The organism is Acidovorax sp. FW305-C-20-28 (assembly GCF_058783375.1).
Genome location: NZ_JBYSYM010000016.1, coordinates 1 through 13799, shown reverse-complemented (window position 1 = coordinate 13799; position 13799 = coordinate 1). Strand labels below are relative to the sequence as shown.

The 13799-nt window shown below is 66.4% G+C and carries 15 protein-coding genes; 12 read left to right on the top strand and 3 right to left on the bottom strand.

What is annotated here, in order from left to right; genetic code table 11:
* Window positions 1-747 (bottom strand): SDR family oxidoreductase, encoded by a 747-nt coding sequence (locus AC3WOH_RS18575; protein ID WP_492230794.1) that lies wholly within the window; start codon window positions 745-747, stop codon window positions 1-3.
* Window positions 748-858: 111 nt separating this feature from the next.
* Between AC3WOH_RS18575 and AC3WOH_RS18570 the strand changes: the two genes are divergently transcribed.
* From AC3WOH_RS18570 to AC3WOH_RS18560, 3 genes are all read left to right on the top strand, one after another.
* On the top strand, window positions 859-1551 hold the full coding sequence (locus AC3WOH_RS18570; RefSeq protein WP_492230793.1) for a dienelactone hydrolase family protein: 693 nt from the start codon (window positions 859-861) through the stop codon (window positions 1549-1551).
* 4 nt (window positions 1552-1555) lie between these two features.
* On the top strand, window positions 1556-2455 hold the full coding sequence (locus AC3WOH_RS18565) for an amidohydrolase family protein (RefSeq protein ID WP_492230792.1): 900 nt from the start codon (window positions 1556-1558) through the stop codon (window positions 2453-2455).
* Between the two features lie 102 nt (window positions 2456-2557).
* The gene (locus AC3WOH_RS18560; protein ID WP_492230791.1) at window positions 2558-3181 is read left to right on the top strand and encodes a chalcone isomerase family protein; all 624 of its coding nucleotides are present in this window, start codon (window positions 2558-2560) and stop codon (window positions 3179-3181) included.
* Window positions 3182-3199: 18 nt separating this feature from the next.
* On the opposite strand, the gene AC3WOH_RS18555 is transcribed toward AC3WOH_RS18560, so the two are convergent.
* Complete coding sequence (locus AC3WOH_RS18555; RefSeq protein WP_492230790.1) at window positions 3200-4321, bottom strand: magnesium transporter CorA family protein; 1122 nt, start codon at window positions 4319-4321, stop codon at window positions 3200-3202.
* Between the two features lie 22 nt (window positions 4322-4343).
* Window positions 4344-5354 (bottom strand): porphobilinogen synthase, encoded by a 1011-nt coding sequence (gene hemB / locus AC3WOH_RS18550; RefSeq protein WP_492230789.1) that lies wholly within the window; start codon window positions 5352-5354, stop codon window positions 4344-4346.
* Between the two features lie 284 nt (window positions 5355-5638).
* Here hemB and AC3WOH_RS18545 point away from each other — a divergent pair, with 284 nt between their 5' ends.
* The 9 genes from AC3WOH_RS18545 to AC3WOH_RS18505 form a co-directional block, all read left to right on the top strand.
* Window positions 5639-6067: a CopD family protein gene (locus AC3WOH_RS18545; RefSeq protein ID WP_492230788.1), complete on the top strand. Its 429-nt coding sequence runs from the start codon at window positions 5639-5641 to the stop codon at window positions 6065-6067.
* A 20-nt stretch (window positions 6068-6087) separates the two neighbouring features.
* Window positions 6088-7179 carry a VanZ family protein gene (locus AC3WOH_RS18540; protein WP_492230787.1) on the top strand — a complete coding sequence of 364 codons (1092 nt, stop codon included), beginning with the start codon at window positions 6088-6090 and terminating at the stop codon, window positions 7177-7179.
* Window positions 7180-7256: 77 nt separating this feature from the next.
* Window positions 7257-7619 carry a (2Fe-2S) ferredoxin domain-containing protein gene (locus AC3WOH_RS18535; RefSeq protein ID WP_409960836.1) on the top strand — a complete coding sequence of 121 codons (363 nt, stop codon included), beginning with the start codon at window positions 7257-7259 and terminating at the stop codon, window positions 7617-7619.
* 91 nt (window positions 7620-7710) lie between these two features.
* The gene (locus tag AC3WOH_RS18530; RefSeq protein WP_492230786.1) at window positions 7711-8355 is read left to right on the top strand and encodes an alpha/beta hydrolase; all 645 of its coding nucleotides are present in this window, start codon (window positions 7711-7713) and stop codon (window positions 8353-8355) included.
* A gap of 96 nt (window positions 8356-8451) precedes the next feature.
* Window positions 8452-9621 carry a D-alanyl-D-alanine carboxypeptidase family protein gene (locus AC3WOH_RS18525; protein WP_492230785.1) on the top strand — a complete coding sequence of 390 codons (1170 nt, stop codon included), beginning with the start codon at window positions 8452-8454 and terminating at the stop codon, window positions 9619-9621.
* A 282-nt stretch (window positions 9622-9903) separates the two neighbouring features.
* Window positions 9904-10281: a 30S ribosomal protein S12 gene (gene rpsL / locus AC3WOH_RS18520; RefSeq protein ID WP_010104110.1), complete on the top strand. Its 378-nt coding sequence runs from the start codon at window positions 9904-9906 to the stop codon at window positions 10279-10281.
* Between the two features lie 164 nt (window positions 10282-10445).
* Complete coding sequence (rpsG, locus tag AC3WOH_RS18515) at window positions 10446-10919, top strand: 30S ribosomal protein S7 (protein WP_005798541.1); 474 nt, start codon at window positions 10446-10448, stop codon at window positions 10917-10919.
* Window positions 10920-11068: 149 nt separating this feature from the next.
* Entirely contained in the window at window positions 11069-13171 is a 2103-nt protein-coding gene (gene fusA, locus AC3WOH_RS18510) for an elongation factor G (RefSeq protein ID WP_492230784.1), read from the top strand.
* Window positions 13172-13347: 176 nt separating this feature from the next.
* A partial coding sequence (locus AC3WOH_RS18505; RefSeq protein WP_492230783.1) for a GTP-binding protein occupies window positions 13348-13799 on the top strand: 452 nt, incomplete at its 3' end.

The following is a 13799-nucleotide window of genomic DNA, read 5'->3' as shown; positions in this document are numbered from 1 at the left end:
TCAGCGTCCTCCGGATACGTCGATGAGGGACATGGTGGTGTAAGGGGACGCATCCGACATCAGCCACACGATGGCCTGCGCCACCTCTTCGGCCGTGCCGCCGCGCTGCATGGGCACCTGGTGCGACAGGTCGCGCACGCGGTCGGGCAGGCCGCCGCTGGCGTGGATGTCGGTCTCGATCAGGCCTGGGCGCACAGCGTTCACGCGGATGCCCTCGGCCGCCACCTCGCGGGCCAGGCCCAGGGTGAAGCTGTCGATGGCGCCCTTGCTGGCCGCATAGTCCACATACTGGTGGGCTGAGCCCAGGCGCGACGCGGCGCTGGAGACATTGACGATGGAGCCGCCTGCGCCGCCATGGCGCGTGCTCATGCGGCGCACGGCCTCGCGGGCGCACACGATGCTGCCGATGACATTGGTCTCGAACATGCGGCGCAGCCGCGCCACGCTCATCTCGTCCACGCGCTGGGTCACGTCCACCACGCCCGCATTGTTCACCAGGGCCGTGAGGAGGCCGAGCTGCGCATCCACGGCGGCAAACATCGCCAGCACCTGGTCCTCATGGGCCACATCGCCTTGCACGGCGATGGCGGTGCCGCCCTGGGCACGGATCTGGGCCACCACCGCCTCGGCAGCGGCCTGGTTGGCCTGGTAGTTCACGGCCACGGCCCAGCCTTGGCTGGCGGCCAGCAAGGCGGTGGCCGCGCCGATGCCCCGGCTGCCCCCAGTGATCAATGCAACTTTGTCCAAATCGGCGTCTCCTGCAAGAATGGGGCATTACAGCATTCCTCGGGGTCCTGCGGACCCGGGTTCGTCCCCTCTTTCCCCCTTTGTCTGGTTTTGTCTTCAAGGAGTTGCAGCATGGGTCAATTTGTCGATCTGAAGTCCGCCGATGGCTTCGTCTTTCCCGCCTGGGTGGCCGAGCCGGACACCGCGCCGCGCGGCGCTGTGGTGGTGCTGCAGGAGATCTTCGGTGTCAATTCGCACATCCGTGCCATCGCCGACCGCCTGGCCGCGCGCGGCTACCTGGCCGTGGCGCCTGCCACCTTCCACCGCGTGAAGCCAGGTGTGGAGCTGGGCTACACCGCCGAGGATGTCTCTGCCGGCGCCGCGCTCAAGGCGGCCGTGGAAGGCCTGCCCGCCCCCGGCGTGCTGCCCGATATCCAGGCCGCCATCGACTACGCAGGTGAGCGCAGCGGTCGCAAGGTCGGCGTTGTCGGATTTTGCTGGGGCGGCCTGCTGACCTGGCGCTCGGCCTGCCTGCTCCAGGGCCTGTCGGCTGCCGTGCCCTACTACGGTGGCGGCGTGACCAGCGAGGCCGAGGCCGGCCGTACGCCCCGCGTGCCGGTGCTGGCGCACTTTGGCCAGCGCGACAAGCACATCCCTGTGGATGGCGTGCAGGCTTTTGCCCGCGCCCACCCCGAAGTCGAGGTGCATCTCTACGAGGCGGATCATGGCTTCAACTGCGACCAGCGCGGCAGCTACGACGAGGCCGCGGCCCTGGCCGCGCGCGACCGCACGCTGGCTTTCTTTGACAAGCACCTGGCGGGCTGAGGCCATGGCACGACGCTTTGCGCTGCTGGGCGGTCTGCTGGCCGCCGCCTGCCTGGCCGGCGCAGCACAGGCCGCCGACTACACCGGCCCGCTGTTCGACGCCCACCTGCACTACAACGAAGAGGCCTGGAACGGGCAGAACGGCCCGCACCCGCCGGCCGACGTGATCGCGCGCATGAAGGCATCGGGCGTGCGCGCCATCGTGGCCAATTCGCGCCCCAACACGGGTTCGCTCGCGCTGGCCGCCTCGAAGGAGGTGCGCGACGCCGGCATCGCCGTCGTGCCCTTTGTGCGCCTGTACCGCAACCGCGACGACTACAGCAACTGGTTCCGCGACGAGAGCATCTACGAGATGGTGCAGGCCGAGCTCGCCCGGGGCACGGCCTCGGGGCCCTACAAGGGCATCGGCGAATTCCACCTGTACGACAGCGCCAACGCCGATGGCCCGGTGGCCAAGAAGCTCATGGTGCTGGCCGAGCAGCGCGACCTGGTGGTGCTGGCCCATGTGGACGATGCCGCCATCGACCTGCTCATGGCCAACACGCCTTCCAAGGGGCAGAAGCTACGCCTGGTCTGGGCGCACACGGGCATTGGCGGTGCGCCGGTGGAGCGGGTGGATGCGCTCATGGCGCGCTACCCGGGCCTGGTCGGCGAACTCTCCTACCGGCCGGGCCTGGTCTGCGACAACGAGCAGCTGTGCCCGGCCTGGCGCGCGCTGCTGCTCAAGTACCCCACGCGCTTCGTGATCGGCTCGGACACCTGGGTCAACCAGCGCTGGCAGCACTACGAGGGGCTCATGAAGGGCTACCGTGCCTGGCTCGGCGGCCTGCCGCCCGCGCTGGCGCAAGGGGTGGCATTCGGCAACGGTGCCGCCCTGTTCGGTGTGCCGGCACCGGGCAAATAGCGGGTGGGGGCGGGCCCGGCGTCGCCTATCATTTCAGCGCGGGCGAGGGCTGCCAGGAATTCATCGCTTCAGCCCCCGGCCCTGCATTGCGGAGACAAGCCCTTGAAAAACACAACAATCCCTTCCTTTCACCCCGGCCGCCGTCCTGTGGCCCGCAGCGCCTGCGCCCTGGCCCTGGCGGCCGCCAGCCTGGGTTTCGTCGCGCCTTCCATCGCCGCCACGGCCTTTGAGCCGACCCAGAACGTGCAGGGCACGCCCCTGGTGCTGCAGGGCGCGGGCACGCGCTACCGCGCCGTGTTCAAGGTCTACGACATGGCGCTGTACCTGCCCAAAAAGGTGCGCACGGCCGACGAGGTGCTGGCCGCCACCAGCGGGCCGGTGCGCCTGCAGTTCGTGGCCCAGCGCGACATCCCGGGCACGGACCTGGGCCTGTCTTTCATCAAGGGCCTGTCGGCCAATGCCACGCCCGACCAGATCCGGCGCCACACGCCATCGAGCAACCGCCTGGTCGAGATCTTCTCGGGCCGCACCAAGCTGGCCTCGGGCGACACCTTCGCGATGGAGTTCGTGCCGGGCAAGGGGACGACCTTCTACATCCAGGGCCAGGCCCAGGGCGCGCCCGTGGGCGATGCCGAATACTTCGGCATGGTGCTGCGCATCTGGCTGGGCGCCTCGCCGGTGGACAACCAGCTCAAGGACGCCCTGCTGGCCGCCGGCACGAACTGAGCGGGGCAACTGCCGCCGTCAGGTGCCCGTGCGGGCCAGGTAGCGCTTGCGCCAGAAGACGGCCACCAGCACCACGGCGATGGTGATCATCGAGCCCATGGCCCACCAGAAGCCGTCCTGCTTGTGGATCAGCGGGATGAACTCGAAGTTCATGCCAAAGATCCCTGCGATCAGGTTCAGCGGCAGGAACACGGCCGTGAGCGCCGTGAGCGTGCGCATGATGTCGTTGGTGCGGTTGCCCTGCACCGAGAAATGCATCTGCACGGCGGTCTCGGTGTTCTGCTCCATGCGCCGCACATGGTGCACCACGCGCTCGATGTGCTCGAGCACGTCGCGGCTGCGCACCTTGAGCAGGTCCAGGTCGCGCAGGCCGGTGGGCGAATCGGGCACGGCCCAGGTCTCCAGTGCGTCGATCCAGTCCTGCACGGCCGTGCGCTGGTCTTCGCAGATCTCGTCCAGGGCATGCAGCGACAGGCGAGCGTCGAGCAGCGAGCTCCAGTTGACGTAGCGCGCCCGGGGCCGCAGCAGCTCGGTCTGCCAGTGGTCGAGCTGGCGCGACAGTTCCCGGCGCAGGTCCAGGTAGCCGTCCACCATCTGGTTCACCAGGCGCAGCATCAGGTCGGCGGGCGAGGTGGGCTTGCGCGTGCCCGATGCCGTCGGGTTGGCCCGGCCCTCGCGCGGGTCCGCCGGGGCGGCCGCGAGCAGGCGGCTGGCATAGGCGTCGCGCACGCTGCAGTCGCCGGGGTGCACCGTGAGCAGCACCTGGTCGAACACGGCAAAGCCCACGGGGCTGGTGTCGATGCGCCGCAGCACCGGCGGGCCGCCGCGCCGGGGTGCGGGCTGCAGCGTGGCGGCAGCGTCGTCCTCGGGCGGGAGGGTGGCCAGGCGCCGGAACACCAGCAGGTCGTACTGCGAGGTGTAGTCGTAGTGCGAGGGCAACTGGGCGTTGAGCAGGTCGGACACATGCAGGTCCACCAGCTGCAGCCCGGTCAGCCGCAGCAGGGCGGCCTGCACGTCGGCCAGTTGCGCCTGGAAGGCGGGGCGTGCGCAGGCGATCCACAGGTAGCCCTGGTCGGGCCGCTGCGCCGGCAGCGCGTCCAGCTCCTGTACGCCGCTGCCCTGGATATGGAAGATGCGCATGGGCGCGGTGCGGGGCTGCGGGCTAGCGCGCCAGGAGCAGGCGGGCTGCGTCGCGCGCGAAATAGGTCAGCACGCCATCGGCGCCAGCGCGCTTGAAGGCCAGCAGGCTTTCCATCATCACGGCGTCGTGGTCCAGCCAGCCGTTGGCGGCGGCCGCCTTGAGCATGGCGTACTCGCCACTCACCTGGTAGGCGAAGGTGGGCACGCGGAATTCGTCCTTGACGCGGCGCACCACGTCCAGGTAGGGCATGCCGGGCTTGACCATCACCATGTCGGCGCCTTCGGCGATATCCAGGGCCACCTCGCGCAGCGCCTCGTCGGTGTTGCCCGGGTCCATCTGGTAGACGTTCTTGTCGGCCTTGCCCAGGGCGCCGCGTGTACCCACCGCATCGCGGAAGGGGCCGTAGAAGGCACTGGCGTACTTGGCGCTGTAGGCCATGATGCGCGTGTGGATGTGGCCCTGCACCTCCAGCGCTTCGCGGATGGCGCCGATGCGCCCGTCCATCATGTCGCTGGGCGCGACGATGTCCACGCCCGCCTCGGCGTGCGTGAGCGCCTGGCCGGTGAGGATCTCCACCGTGTCGTCGTTGACGATGTAGCCGGTCTCGTCGAGCACGCCGTCCTGGCCGTGGCTGGTGTAGGGGTCCAGTGCCACATCGGTCATCACGCCCAGGGTGGGGAATTCCTTCTTCAGGGCGTGCACCACGCGCGGGATCAGGCCGTCGGGATTGAGCGCTTCCTTGCCGTCAGGGGTCTTCAGGGATGGGTCGATGGCCGGGAACAGGGCCAGCACCGGAATGCCCAGCTGCACGCAGTCCTCGGCCACGGGCAGCAGCAGGTCCAGGCTCAGCCGGTCCACACCGGGCATGGAGGTGACGGCCTCGCGCCGGTTCTCGCCCTCGTGCACGAACACCGGGTAGATCAGGTCGTGCGGTGTCACGCGGTGCTCGCGCACCAGGTTGCGGGTGAAGGCGTCGCGGCGCAGGCGGCGCGGGCGGTTCTGCGGGAAGAGGGCGGAGCTTGGGAGGTGCATGGGGAAAATTGTGCCTCAAGCCCGCCCGCCTGGGCGCCGGCAGGGCTGTTGGCGAGGATGTCAAACCCTGCTTGTATGCCCCGCAGGCTGGTGCTAAATTGATTCCGGGCAGCTTGCTGCCCCCCGCTTTTCCTCCCTGAGCGGGGCCCTGGGTTGCCGCAATGCAGGCAGGGCTTTCGAAGCCCGGCAGACCCTTGCCGGGCTTTTTTTTGCGGCCTCCGGCGCCTTGCCTGCTTTGGCGGCGCGCCGCCGGCACGGGTTCAGCGTTCCCTTAAACTGCCGCCATGCTCTGGGTCAAAGCCTTCCACATCGTCTTCATCGCCAGCTGGTTCGCCGGCCTGTTCTACCTGCCGCGCATCTTCGTGAACCTGGCCATGGTGGCCCCGGGTTCGGTGGCCGAGCGCGAGCGCCTGGTCCTCATGGCGCGCAAGCTGCTGCGCTTCACGACCTTGCTGGCGGTGCCGGCGCTGGCGCTGGGCCTGTGGCTGTGGCTGGGCTATGGCATCGGCCGGGGGCCGGGCAATGGCTGGATGCATGCCAAGCTCGCCGTGGTGGTGCTGGTGATCGGCTACCACCACGCCTGCAGCGTGCTGCTGCGCAAGCTGGCCGACGGCACGAGCCGCCGCAGCCACCGCTGGTTCCGCTGGTTCAACGAGGTGCCGGTGCTGCTGCTCGTGGCCGCCGTGGTGCTGGTGGTGGTCAAGCCCTTTTGAGCCCCGCGGCCCGCAGCCCCGTGTACAAAAGTTCTGCAGGCCCCCTGGCGCTGATCTACGCGGCGCTGATCGTCTTTGCCAGTCTGTTCCCTTTCGATGGCTGGCGCGCACAGGGCATTGACCCCTGGGTGTTCCTGGTGGCCCACATGCCACCGCCGTATTGGACCGGGTTCGATGTCACGTCCAATTTCGTCGGCTATGCGCCTTTGGGCTTTCTGCTGGCACTGGCCCTGATGCGCATGCGTTGGCGCTGGGGCGCCTGGGTGCTGGCCACGGTGGCGGGTGTGCTGCTCTCGCTGGGCCTGGAGTTCCTGCAGATCTACCTGCCCCGGCGCGTGCCCTCCAACATGGACCTGGCGCTCAACTCGGCCGGCACCCTGGTGGGGGCGCTCACGGCGGCAGCGCTGGAGCGCCTGGGCGCCATCGACCGCTGGAGCGATTTCCGCGACCGCTGGTTCGTGCAGGACGCGCAGGGCGCGTTGGTGCTGCTGGCGCTGTGGCCGCTGGCCCTGCTGTTTCCGGCCGCCGTTCCCTTTGGCCTGGGACAGGTGCTGGAGCGGCTGGAGGCCGCGCTGGCCGAGATCCTGGCCGATACGCCTTTCCTGGACTGGCTGCCCATGCGCGATACCGCGCTCGATCCGCTGTCCCCCGGCGGTGAACTGCTGTGCGTGACGCTGGGCCTGCTGATTCCCTGCCTGCTGGGCTACTGCGTGATCCGCCAGGCCGCGCGCCGGGCGCTGTTTGCGCTGGCGGTGGTGGTGGCCGGGGTGGTGCTTACGGCGCTGTCGGCCGCGCTCAGCTGGGGCCCGGCCCATGCCTGGGAATGGATGGGCCTGCCGGCGCGCGTGGGCGTGTGGGGCGCGCTCGCGCTGGCCGTGGTGCTGCTGGCCGTGCCCCGCCGGGCCTGCGCGGCCCTGCTGCTGCTGGTGCTGGTGTGGCACCTGGGCCTGCTCAACCAGGCACCCACCAGCGCCTACTTCGCCCAGACCCTGCAGGCATGGGAGCAGGGGCGCTTTATCCGCTTCTACGGCCTGGGCCAGTGGCTGGGCTGGCTCTGGCCCTATATGGCGCTGGCCTATGTGATGGTGCGTGTGGCCCGGCGGGACACCTAGTGCGCTGAACTTGGTCGTACCCAGGAGTAGGGGTTCTGGAGGCGGGCCGGGCGCAGGCCCGCTCCTAAAATGGCGGTATGAGCGATACCCCCACGACGACCCCGGCGGCGCAGCCGGGCTATTACCAGCGCCATATCTTCTTCTGCCTGAACGACCGCACCAATGGCGAGGACAGCTGTGCCCACCATGGTGCCCAGGCAGCCTTCGATCGCTGCAAGTCGCAGGTCAAGGCCGCGGGCCTGTCCGGCGCCGGCAAGGTGCGCGTGAACAAGGCCGGCTGCCTGGACCGCTGCGCGGGCGGGCCCATCGCCGTGGTCTATCCCGAGGCGGTCTGGTACACCTTTGTGGACAACGCGGACATCGACGAGATCGTCGAATCGCACCTCAAGAATGGCCAGGTCGTGGAGCGGCTTCTGACGCCGCCGGAACTTGGCCGCTGATTTCCATTCAGAGCGCTGTCGACCCTTCTGATCCCAGGCGGCCTGCCTTGCCCCTTCTGCGCAGGCTGCTATTGACCTGGTAGCAAATCCCGTGAATTCCCAGACCGAACGCCTGACCCTGGCCGGCGCTGCCGGCACCGTCGAGGCGGTGCGCGACGCCGCCGTGCTGCCCGAGGGCCTGGCCGCACCGCGCGGCGTGGCCGTCATCGCCCACCCGCACCCGCTGTTTGGCGGCACCATGGACAACAAGGTGGTGCAGACCCTGGCGCGCGCCTTTGTGCACAGCGGCTGGACGGCGGTGCGCTTCAACTTTCGCGGTGTGGGCGCCAGCGCCGGCACCCATGACGAAGGGCGGGGCGAGGCCGAGGACCTGCTGGAGGTGGTGCGCCAGGTGGCGCCCGAAGGGCCGCTGGCCCTGGCCGGCTTCTCCTTTGGCGCCTTCGTGACCAGCCATGCGCTGGCCCGCCTGTGGGGCGTGCGCGCCATCGAGCGCGTGGTGCTGGTGGGCACGGCAGCCAGCCGTTTCACCGTGGCGCCTGTGCCGCCCGAGGCGCACGAGCGCACCCTGGTCGTGCATGGCGAGCAGGACGACACCGTGCCCCTGGCCGCGGTCATGGACTGGGCGCGCCCCCAGATACTCCCTGTGACAGTCGTTCCCGGTGGGGGGCATTTCTTTCACGGACAATTGCCGCTCTTGAAAAACTTGGTCACCCGCCATCTGCTGGCCGGGGCCTGAGGCTCTGCGGCCCGCCAGCGCGCCGCGCCTGCATTGCGCTGCTTCTGCCTGCTTTTTGCTGTTTTCTTTCCTTTTCTCACCTGAATGCCCGTTTCCATGAAGTCCTTTTTGCCCGCGCTGCGCTCCGTTGTCCTTGCCGCGGTGCTCGCGCCTGCCGCCCTGTGGGCCCAGGTGCAGGCCCCGCAGCCGCCCGAGATCGCTGCGCGCAACTATCTGCTGCTGGACATCACGGCCGGGCAGGTGCTGGCCGCCAAGGACATCGATGCGCCGGTGGAGCAGGCGTCGCTGACCAAGCTGATGACGGGCTACCTGGTGTTCGATGCCTTGCGCGCCAAGAAGATCGCCCTCGACCAGAAGCTGCCGGTGAGCGTGCTGGCCTGGAAGATGCCTGGCTCGCGCATGTTCATCGACCCCAAGATGCAGGTGCCGGTGGACGACCTGATCAAGGGCATGATCGTGCAGTCGGGCAACGACGCCACCATGGCGCTGGCCGAAGGGGTGGGTGGCACGGCCGAGAACTTCGTCAAGCTCATGAACGACCAGGCCAAGGCCCTGGGCATGAAGAACACGGCCTACAAGAACCCCGAAGGCCTGACCGAGCCGGGCCACACCACCACCGCACGCGACCTGGGCGTGCTGGCCAGCCGACTCATGAAGGATTTCCCGGAGTACATGCACTACTACGCCACCAAGCAGTACAGCTACCCGGGCACGCCGGCGTCCAATGGCAACAACCGCAACTCCCTGCTGTTCCGCGACCCCACGGTCGATGGCCTGAAGACCGGCCACACGGCCGCCGCCGGCTACTGCCTGGTGGCTACCTCCAAGCGCGAGTTCCCCAATGTGGGTCAGCGCCGCCTGCTGTCCATCGTGCTGGGTGCTGCGAGCGAGAATGCCCGCGCCAATGAAAGCCAGAAGCTGCTGAACTGGGGCTACACCGCCTTTGACGCGGTCAAGCTGTTCGATGCGGGCCAGCCCGTGGCGACCCCTGCCGTCTGGAAGGGCACGGAAAGCACCCTCAAGATCGGCCGCAGCGAGGCCATCGTGGTGGCCGTGCCTTCGGGCAGCGGCGGCAAGATGAAGACCGAGATCGCGCGCCCCGATCCCCTGGTGGCCCCCTTCACCAAGGGCCAGGCCGTGGGTTCCCTGAAGGTGGTGCTGGGCGAGCAGACGCTGGCCGACGTGCCCCTGGTCGCGCTGGACGGCGTGGCGCAGGCCGGCATCCTGGGCCGTGCCTGGGATGCGATCCGCCTGTGGATAAAGTAGCAGCACCATCCCCCTGAGGCGCTGCCGCGCCTTCACCCCTTCTCTCGAATTGCTGCGCAATTCGGGAAGGGGGACGCAGCCGGTGCGGCGGGGCGGCCCTTGCACGGCTGCCCTGGCATTGGCAGCGCGTGTTCAACGACTCCTGGCCATGTTTGTGCCCTGGGGACCAGGGAAAAGCCGCTTGGCGCTTGCCCGTTCGGGGCCTTGCTGCTACATTAGAAGGCTTTTCGGAAATTCCGAAGGGTTTCACGTTTTCGTTTTTTACGTTTAGGGACGTATTTCATGCCAACCATCAATCAACTAGTCCGTCAGGGGCGCGAGGTCGAAAAGATCAAGTCCAAGAGCCCTGCGATGGAGAACTCTCCCCAGCGCCGCGGTGTGTGCACCCGTGTGTACACCACGACGCCAAAGAAGCCTAACTCCGCTCTGCGGAAGGTCGCCAAGGTTCGCCTGACCAACGGCTTCGAAGTCATTTCCTACATCGGCGGTGAAGGCCACAACCTACAGGAACACAGCGTGGTGCTGGTTCGCGGCGGTCGTGTCAAGGACTTGCCCGGTGTGCGTTACCACATCGTTCGCGGTTCGCTGGACCTGCAGGGCGTGAAGGATCGCAAGCAGGCCCGTTCCAAGTACGGTGCCAAGAAGCCTAAGGCCAAGTAAGCCCTGGCGGTTGTGTCTCCAACGGTGTTTGATTCGCCTGGCAGGCGCAGTCAAACGAAGTGACCCCAAGCGCGGAGCTGTTCCGTGTGGGTCGAGTAAGTGGGGTTCTGAATGAATCTCGCGGTGTCTGAAAAGATGCCAACTGAAGCAATATGAGGTGAAAAATGCCACGTCGTCGCGAAGTCCCCAAACGTGAAATCCTGCCGGATCCCAAGTTCGGCAATGTAGAGCTGTCCAAATTCATGAACGTGATCATGGAAGGCGGCAAGAAGGCAGTTGCAGAGCGCATCATCTACGGTGCCCTGGAACTGATCGAGAAGAAGCACCCTGACAAGGACCCCCTGGAAGCCTTCACCGTTGCCATCAACAACGTGAAGCCCATGGTCGAAGTGAAGTCCCGCCGCGTGGGCGGTGCCAACTACCAGGTGCCCGTGGAAGTGCGCCCTGTCCGTCGCCTGGCCCTGTCCATGCGCTGGATCAAGGAAGCCGCTCGCAAGCGCGGTGAGAAGTCGATGGCCCAGCGTCTGGCCAACGAGCTGCTGGAGGCCACCGAAGGCCGTGGCGGCGCCATGAAGAAGCGTGACGAAGTGCACCGCATGGCCGAAGCCAACAAGGCGTTCAGCCACTTCCGCTTCTAAATCGACGACCGCTCTCGTCGCCCATCGCAAGGCTGCCGGCATTTTTGCCTGCAGCCTTGTGGCGATTGAGGTGGTCACAAAATTGACGGGTTGCAGCGCCACAATGCGGGCCCGTCCCCTGAATAACACGACCCATCCAAGGATCCACCATGGCTCGCAAGACCCCCATCGAGCGCTACCGCAATATCGGTATCTCGGCCCACATTGACGCTGGCAAGACCACGACCACCGAACGTATCCTGTTCTACACGGGCGTGAGCCACAAGATTGGTGAAGTGCACGACGGCGCTGCCACCATGGACTGGATGGAGCAGGAGCAAGAGCGCGGCATCACGATCACCTCGGCTGCCACGACCTGCTTCTGGAAGGGCATGGACAACTCCTACGAGGAGCACCGCTTCAACATCATCGACACCCCCGGTCACGTGGACTTCACGATCGAAGTGGAGCGTTCGATGCGCGTGCTCGACGGCGCCTGCATGGTGTACTGCGCCGTGGGTGGCGTGCAGCCCCAGTCGGAAACCGTGTGGCGTCAGGCCAACAAGTACAAGGTGCCTCGCCTGGCCTTCGTGAACAAGATGGACCGTACCGGTGCCAACTTCTTCAAGGTCTACGAGCAGATGAAGCTGCGCCTGAAGGCCAACCCCGTGCCCGTGGTGATCCCGATCGGTGCCGAAGAAAAGTTCACCGGCGTGGTGGACCTGCTCAAGATGAAGGCCATCCTGTGGGATGAAGCCTCGCAGGGCATGAAGTTCAGCTACGAAGAAATCCCGGCCGACCTGGTGGAATCCGCCAAGGAATGGCGTGAAAAGATGGTGGAAGCCGCTGCCGAAGCGTCTGAAGACCTGATGAACAAGTACCTGGAAGAGGGCGACCTCTCCGAAGCCGAAATCAAGTTCGGCCTGCGTACGCGCACCATCGCCACGGAAATCCACCCGATGCTGTGCGGCACGGCCTTCAAGAACAAGGGTGTGCAGCGCATGCTGGACGCCGTGATCGACTACCTGCCAGCACCGACGGACATTCCTGACGTGACCGGTACCGATGAAGAAGAAAACCCCGTCACCCGCAAGGCCGACGACAACGAGAAGTTCTCGGCACTGGCATTCAAGCTGATGACCGACCCGTTCGTGGGCCAGCTGACCTTCGTGCGCGTGTACTCGGGCGTTCTGAGCAAGGGCGACACCGTCTACAACCCCATCAAGGGCAAGAAGGAACGTATCGGCCGTATCGTGCAGATGCACGCCAACGAGCGCATGGAAGTCGAAGAAATCCGCGCCGGCGACATCGCTGCCTGCGTGGGCCTGAAGGACGTGACGACCGGCGAAACGCTGAGCGACCTCGACTCCCAGATCATTCTGGAGCGCATGGTGTTCCCTGAGCCCGTGATCACGCAGGCCGTGGAACCCAAGACCAAGGCCGACCAGGAAAAGATGGGCATCGCCCTGCAACGCCTGGCCGCCGAAGATCCGTCCTTCCGCGTGAAGACCGACGAAGAATCGGGCCAGACCCTGATCGCCGGCATGGGCGAGCTGCACCTGGAAATCATCGTCGACCGCATGAAGCGCGAGTTCGGCGTGGAATCCAACGTCGGCAAGCCACAGGTGGCCTACCGCGAAACCATCCGCAAGACGGTGGAAGAAGCCGAAGGCAAGTTCGTTCGCCAGTCCGGCGGTAAGGGCCAGTACGGCCACGTCGTGCTCAAGATCGAACCCAACGAAGCCGGCAAGGGCATCGAGTTCGTCGACGCGATCAAGGGCGGTGTGGTTCCTCGCGAATTCATCCCGGCCGTGGAAAAGGGCATCAACGAAGCCGTCACGCAAGGCGTGCTGGCTGGCTACCCTGTGGTCGACGTCAAGGTCACGCTGCACTTCGGTTCGTACCACGATGTGGACTCGAACGAACTGGCGTTCAAGATGGCTGCCATCTTCGGCTTCAAGGAAGGCTGCCGCAAGGCCGGCCCCGTCATCCTGGAACCCATGATGGCCGTGGAAGTGGAAACGCCTGAAGACTACGCCGGTACCGTGATGGGTGACCTGTCCTCCCGCCGTGGCATGGTCCAGGGCATGGACGACATCCCAGGCGGTGGCAAGGCCATCCGCGCTGAAGTGCCGCTGTCGGAAATGTTCGGCTACTCGACCTCGCTGCGTTCCGCCACGCAAGGCCGTGCCACGTACTCGATGGAATTCAAGCACTACAGCGAAGCGCCTCGCAACGTGTCGGAAGCCATCATGGCTGCCCGCGCGAAGTAAGCAACCCGCAGAGATCGCCGCCGGCGCCTGGTTCCAGGCCTTGGCGGCTTTTTCCCTCTTTCGCAAGTTTTTGCAGTCTGCGATCCGGTGCCGCCCCGTTGCCTGTGCAGGGCGATCCAGCAACCGGATGCAGACGTTAAACCACAACACAGGCATTGCTCTTTGGAGAACTGAAAATGGCAAAAGGTAAATTCGAACGGACCAAGCCCCACGTCAACGTGGGTACGATCGGCCACGTGGACCACGGCAAGACGACGCTGACGGCGGCCATCGCCACGGTGCTGTCGGCCAAGTTCGGCGGCGAAGCCAAGGCATACGACCAGATCGACGCAGCGCCTGAAGAAAAGGCCCGCGGCATCACGATCAACACCGCACACGTGGAATACGAAACGGCCAACCGCCACTACGCCCACGTGGACTGCCCCGGCCACGCCGACTATGTGAAGAACATGATCACCGGCGCTGCCCAGATGGACGGCGCCATCCTGGTGTGCTCGGCTGCTGACGGCCCGATGCCCCAGACCCGCGAACACATCCTGCTGGCCCGCCAAGTGGGCGTGCCTTACATCATCGTGTTCCTGAACAAGTGCGACATGGTGGACGACGAAGAGCTGCTCGAGCTCGTCGA

What these genes read in the sequence shown, in the direction of transcription:
- AC3WOH_RS18570 (WP_492230793.1), top strand. Translation starts at nt 859, where the DNA reads ATGGGTCAATTTGTCGATCTGAAGTCCGCCGATGGCTTCGTCTTTCCC.
- AC3WOH_RS18565 (WP_492230792.1), top strand. Translation starts at nt 1,556, where the DNA reads ATGGCACGACGCTTTGCGCTGCTGGGCGGTCTGCTGGCCGCCGCCTGC.
- AC3WOH_RS18555 (WP_492230790.1), bottom strand. Translation starts at nt 4,321, where the DNA reads ATGCGCATCTTCCATATCCAGGGCAGCGGCGTACAGGAGCTGGACGCG.
- hemB (WP_492230789.1), bottom strand. Translation starts at nt 5,354, where the DNA reads ATGCACCTCCCAAGCTCCGCCCTCTTCCCGCAGAACCGCCCGCGCCGC.
- AC3WOH_RS18545 (WP_492230788.1), top strand. Translation starts at nt 5,639, where the DNA reads ATGCTCTGGGTCAAAGCCTTCCACATCGTCTTCATCGCCAGCTGGTTC.
- AC3WOH_RS18535 (WP_409960836.1), top strand. Translation starts at nt 7,257, where the DNA reads ATGAGCGATACCCCCACGACGACCCCGGCGGCGCAGCCGGGCTATTAC.
- AC3WOH_RS18525 (WP_492230785.1), top strand. Translation starts at nt 8,452, where the DNA reads ATGAAGTCCTTTTTGCCCGCGCTGCGCTCCGTTGTCCTTGCCGCGGTG.
- rpsL (WP_010104110.1), top strand. Translation starts at nt 9,904, where the DNA reads ATGCCAACCATCAATCAACTAGTCCGTCAGGGGCGCGAGGTCGAAAAG.
- rpsG (WP_005798541.1), top strand. Translation starts at nt 10,446, where the DNA reads ATGCCACGTCGTCGCGAAGTCCCCAAACGTGAAATCCTGCCGGATCCC.
- fusA (WP_492230784.1), top strand. Translation starts at nt 11,069, where the DNA reads ATGGCTCGCAAGACCCCCATCGAGCGCTACCGCAATATCGGTATCTCG.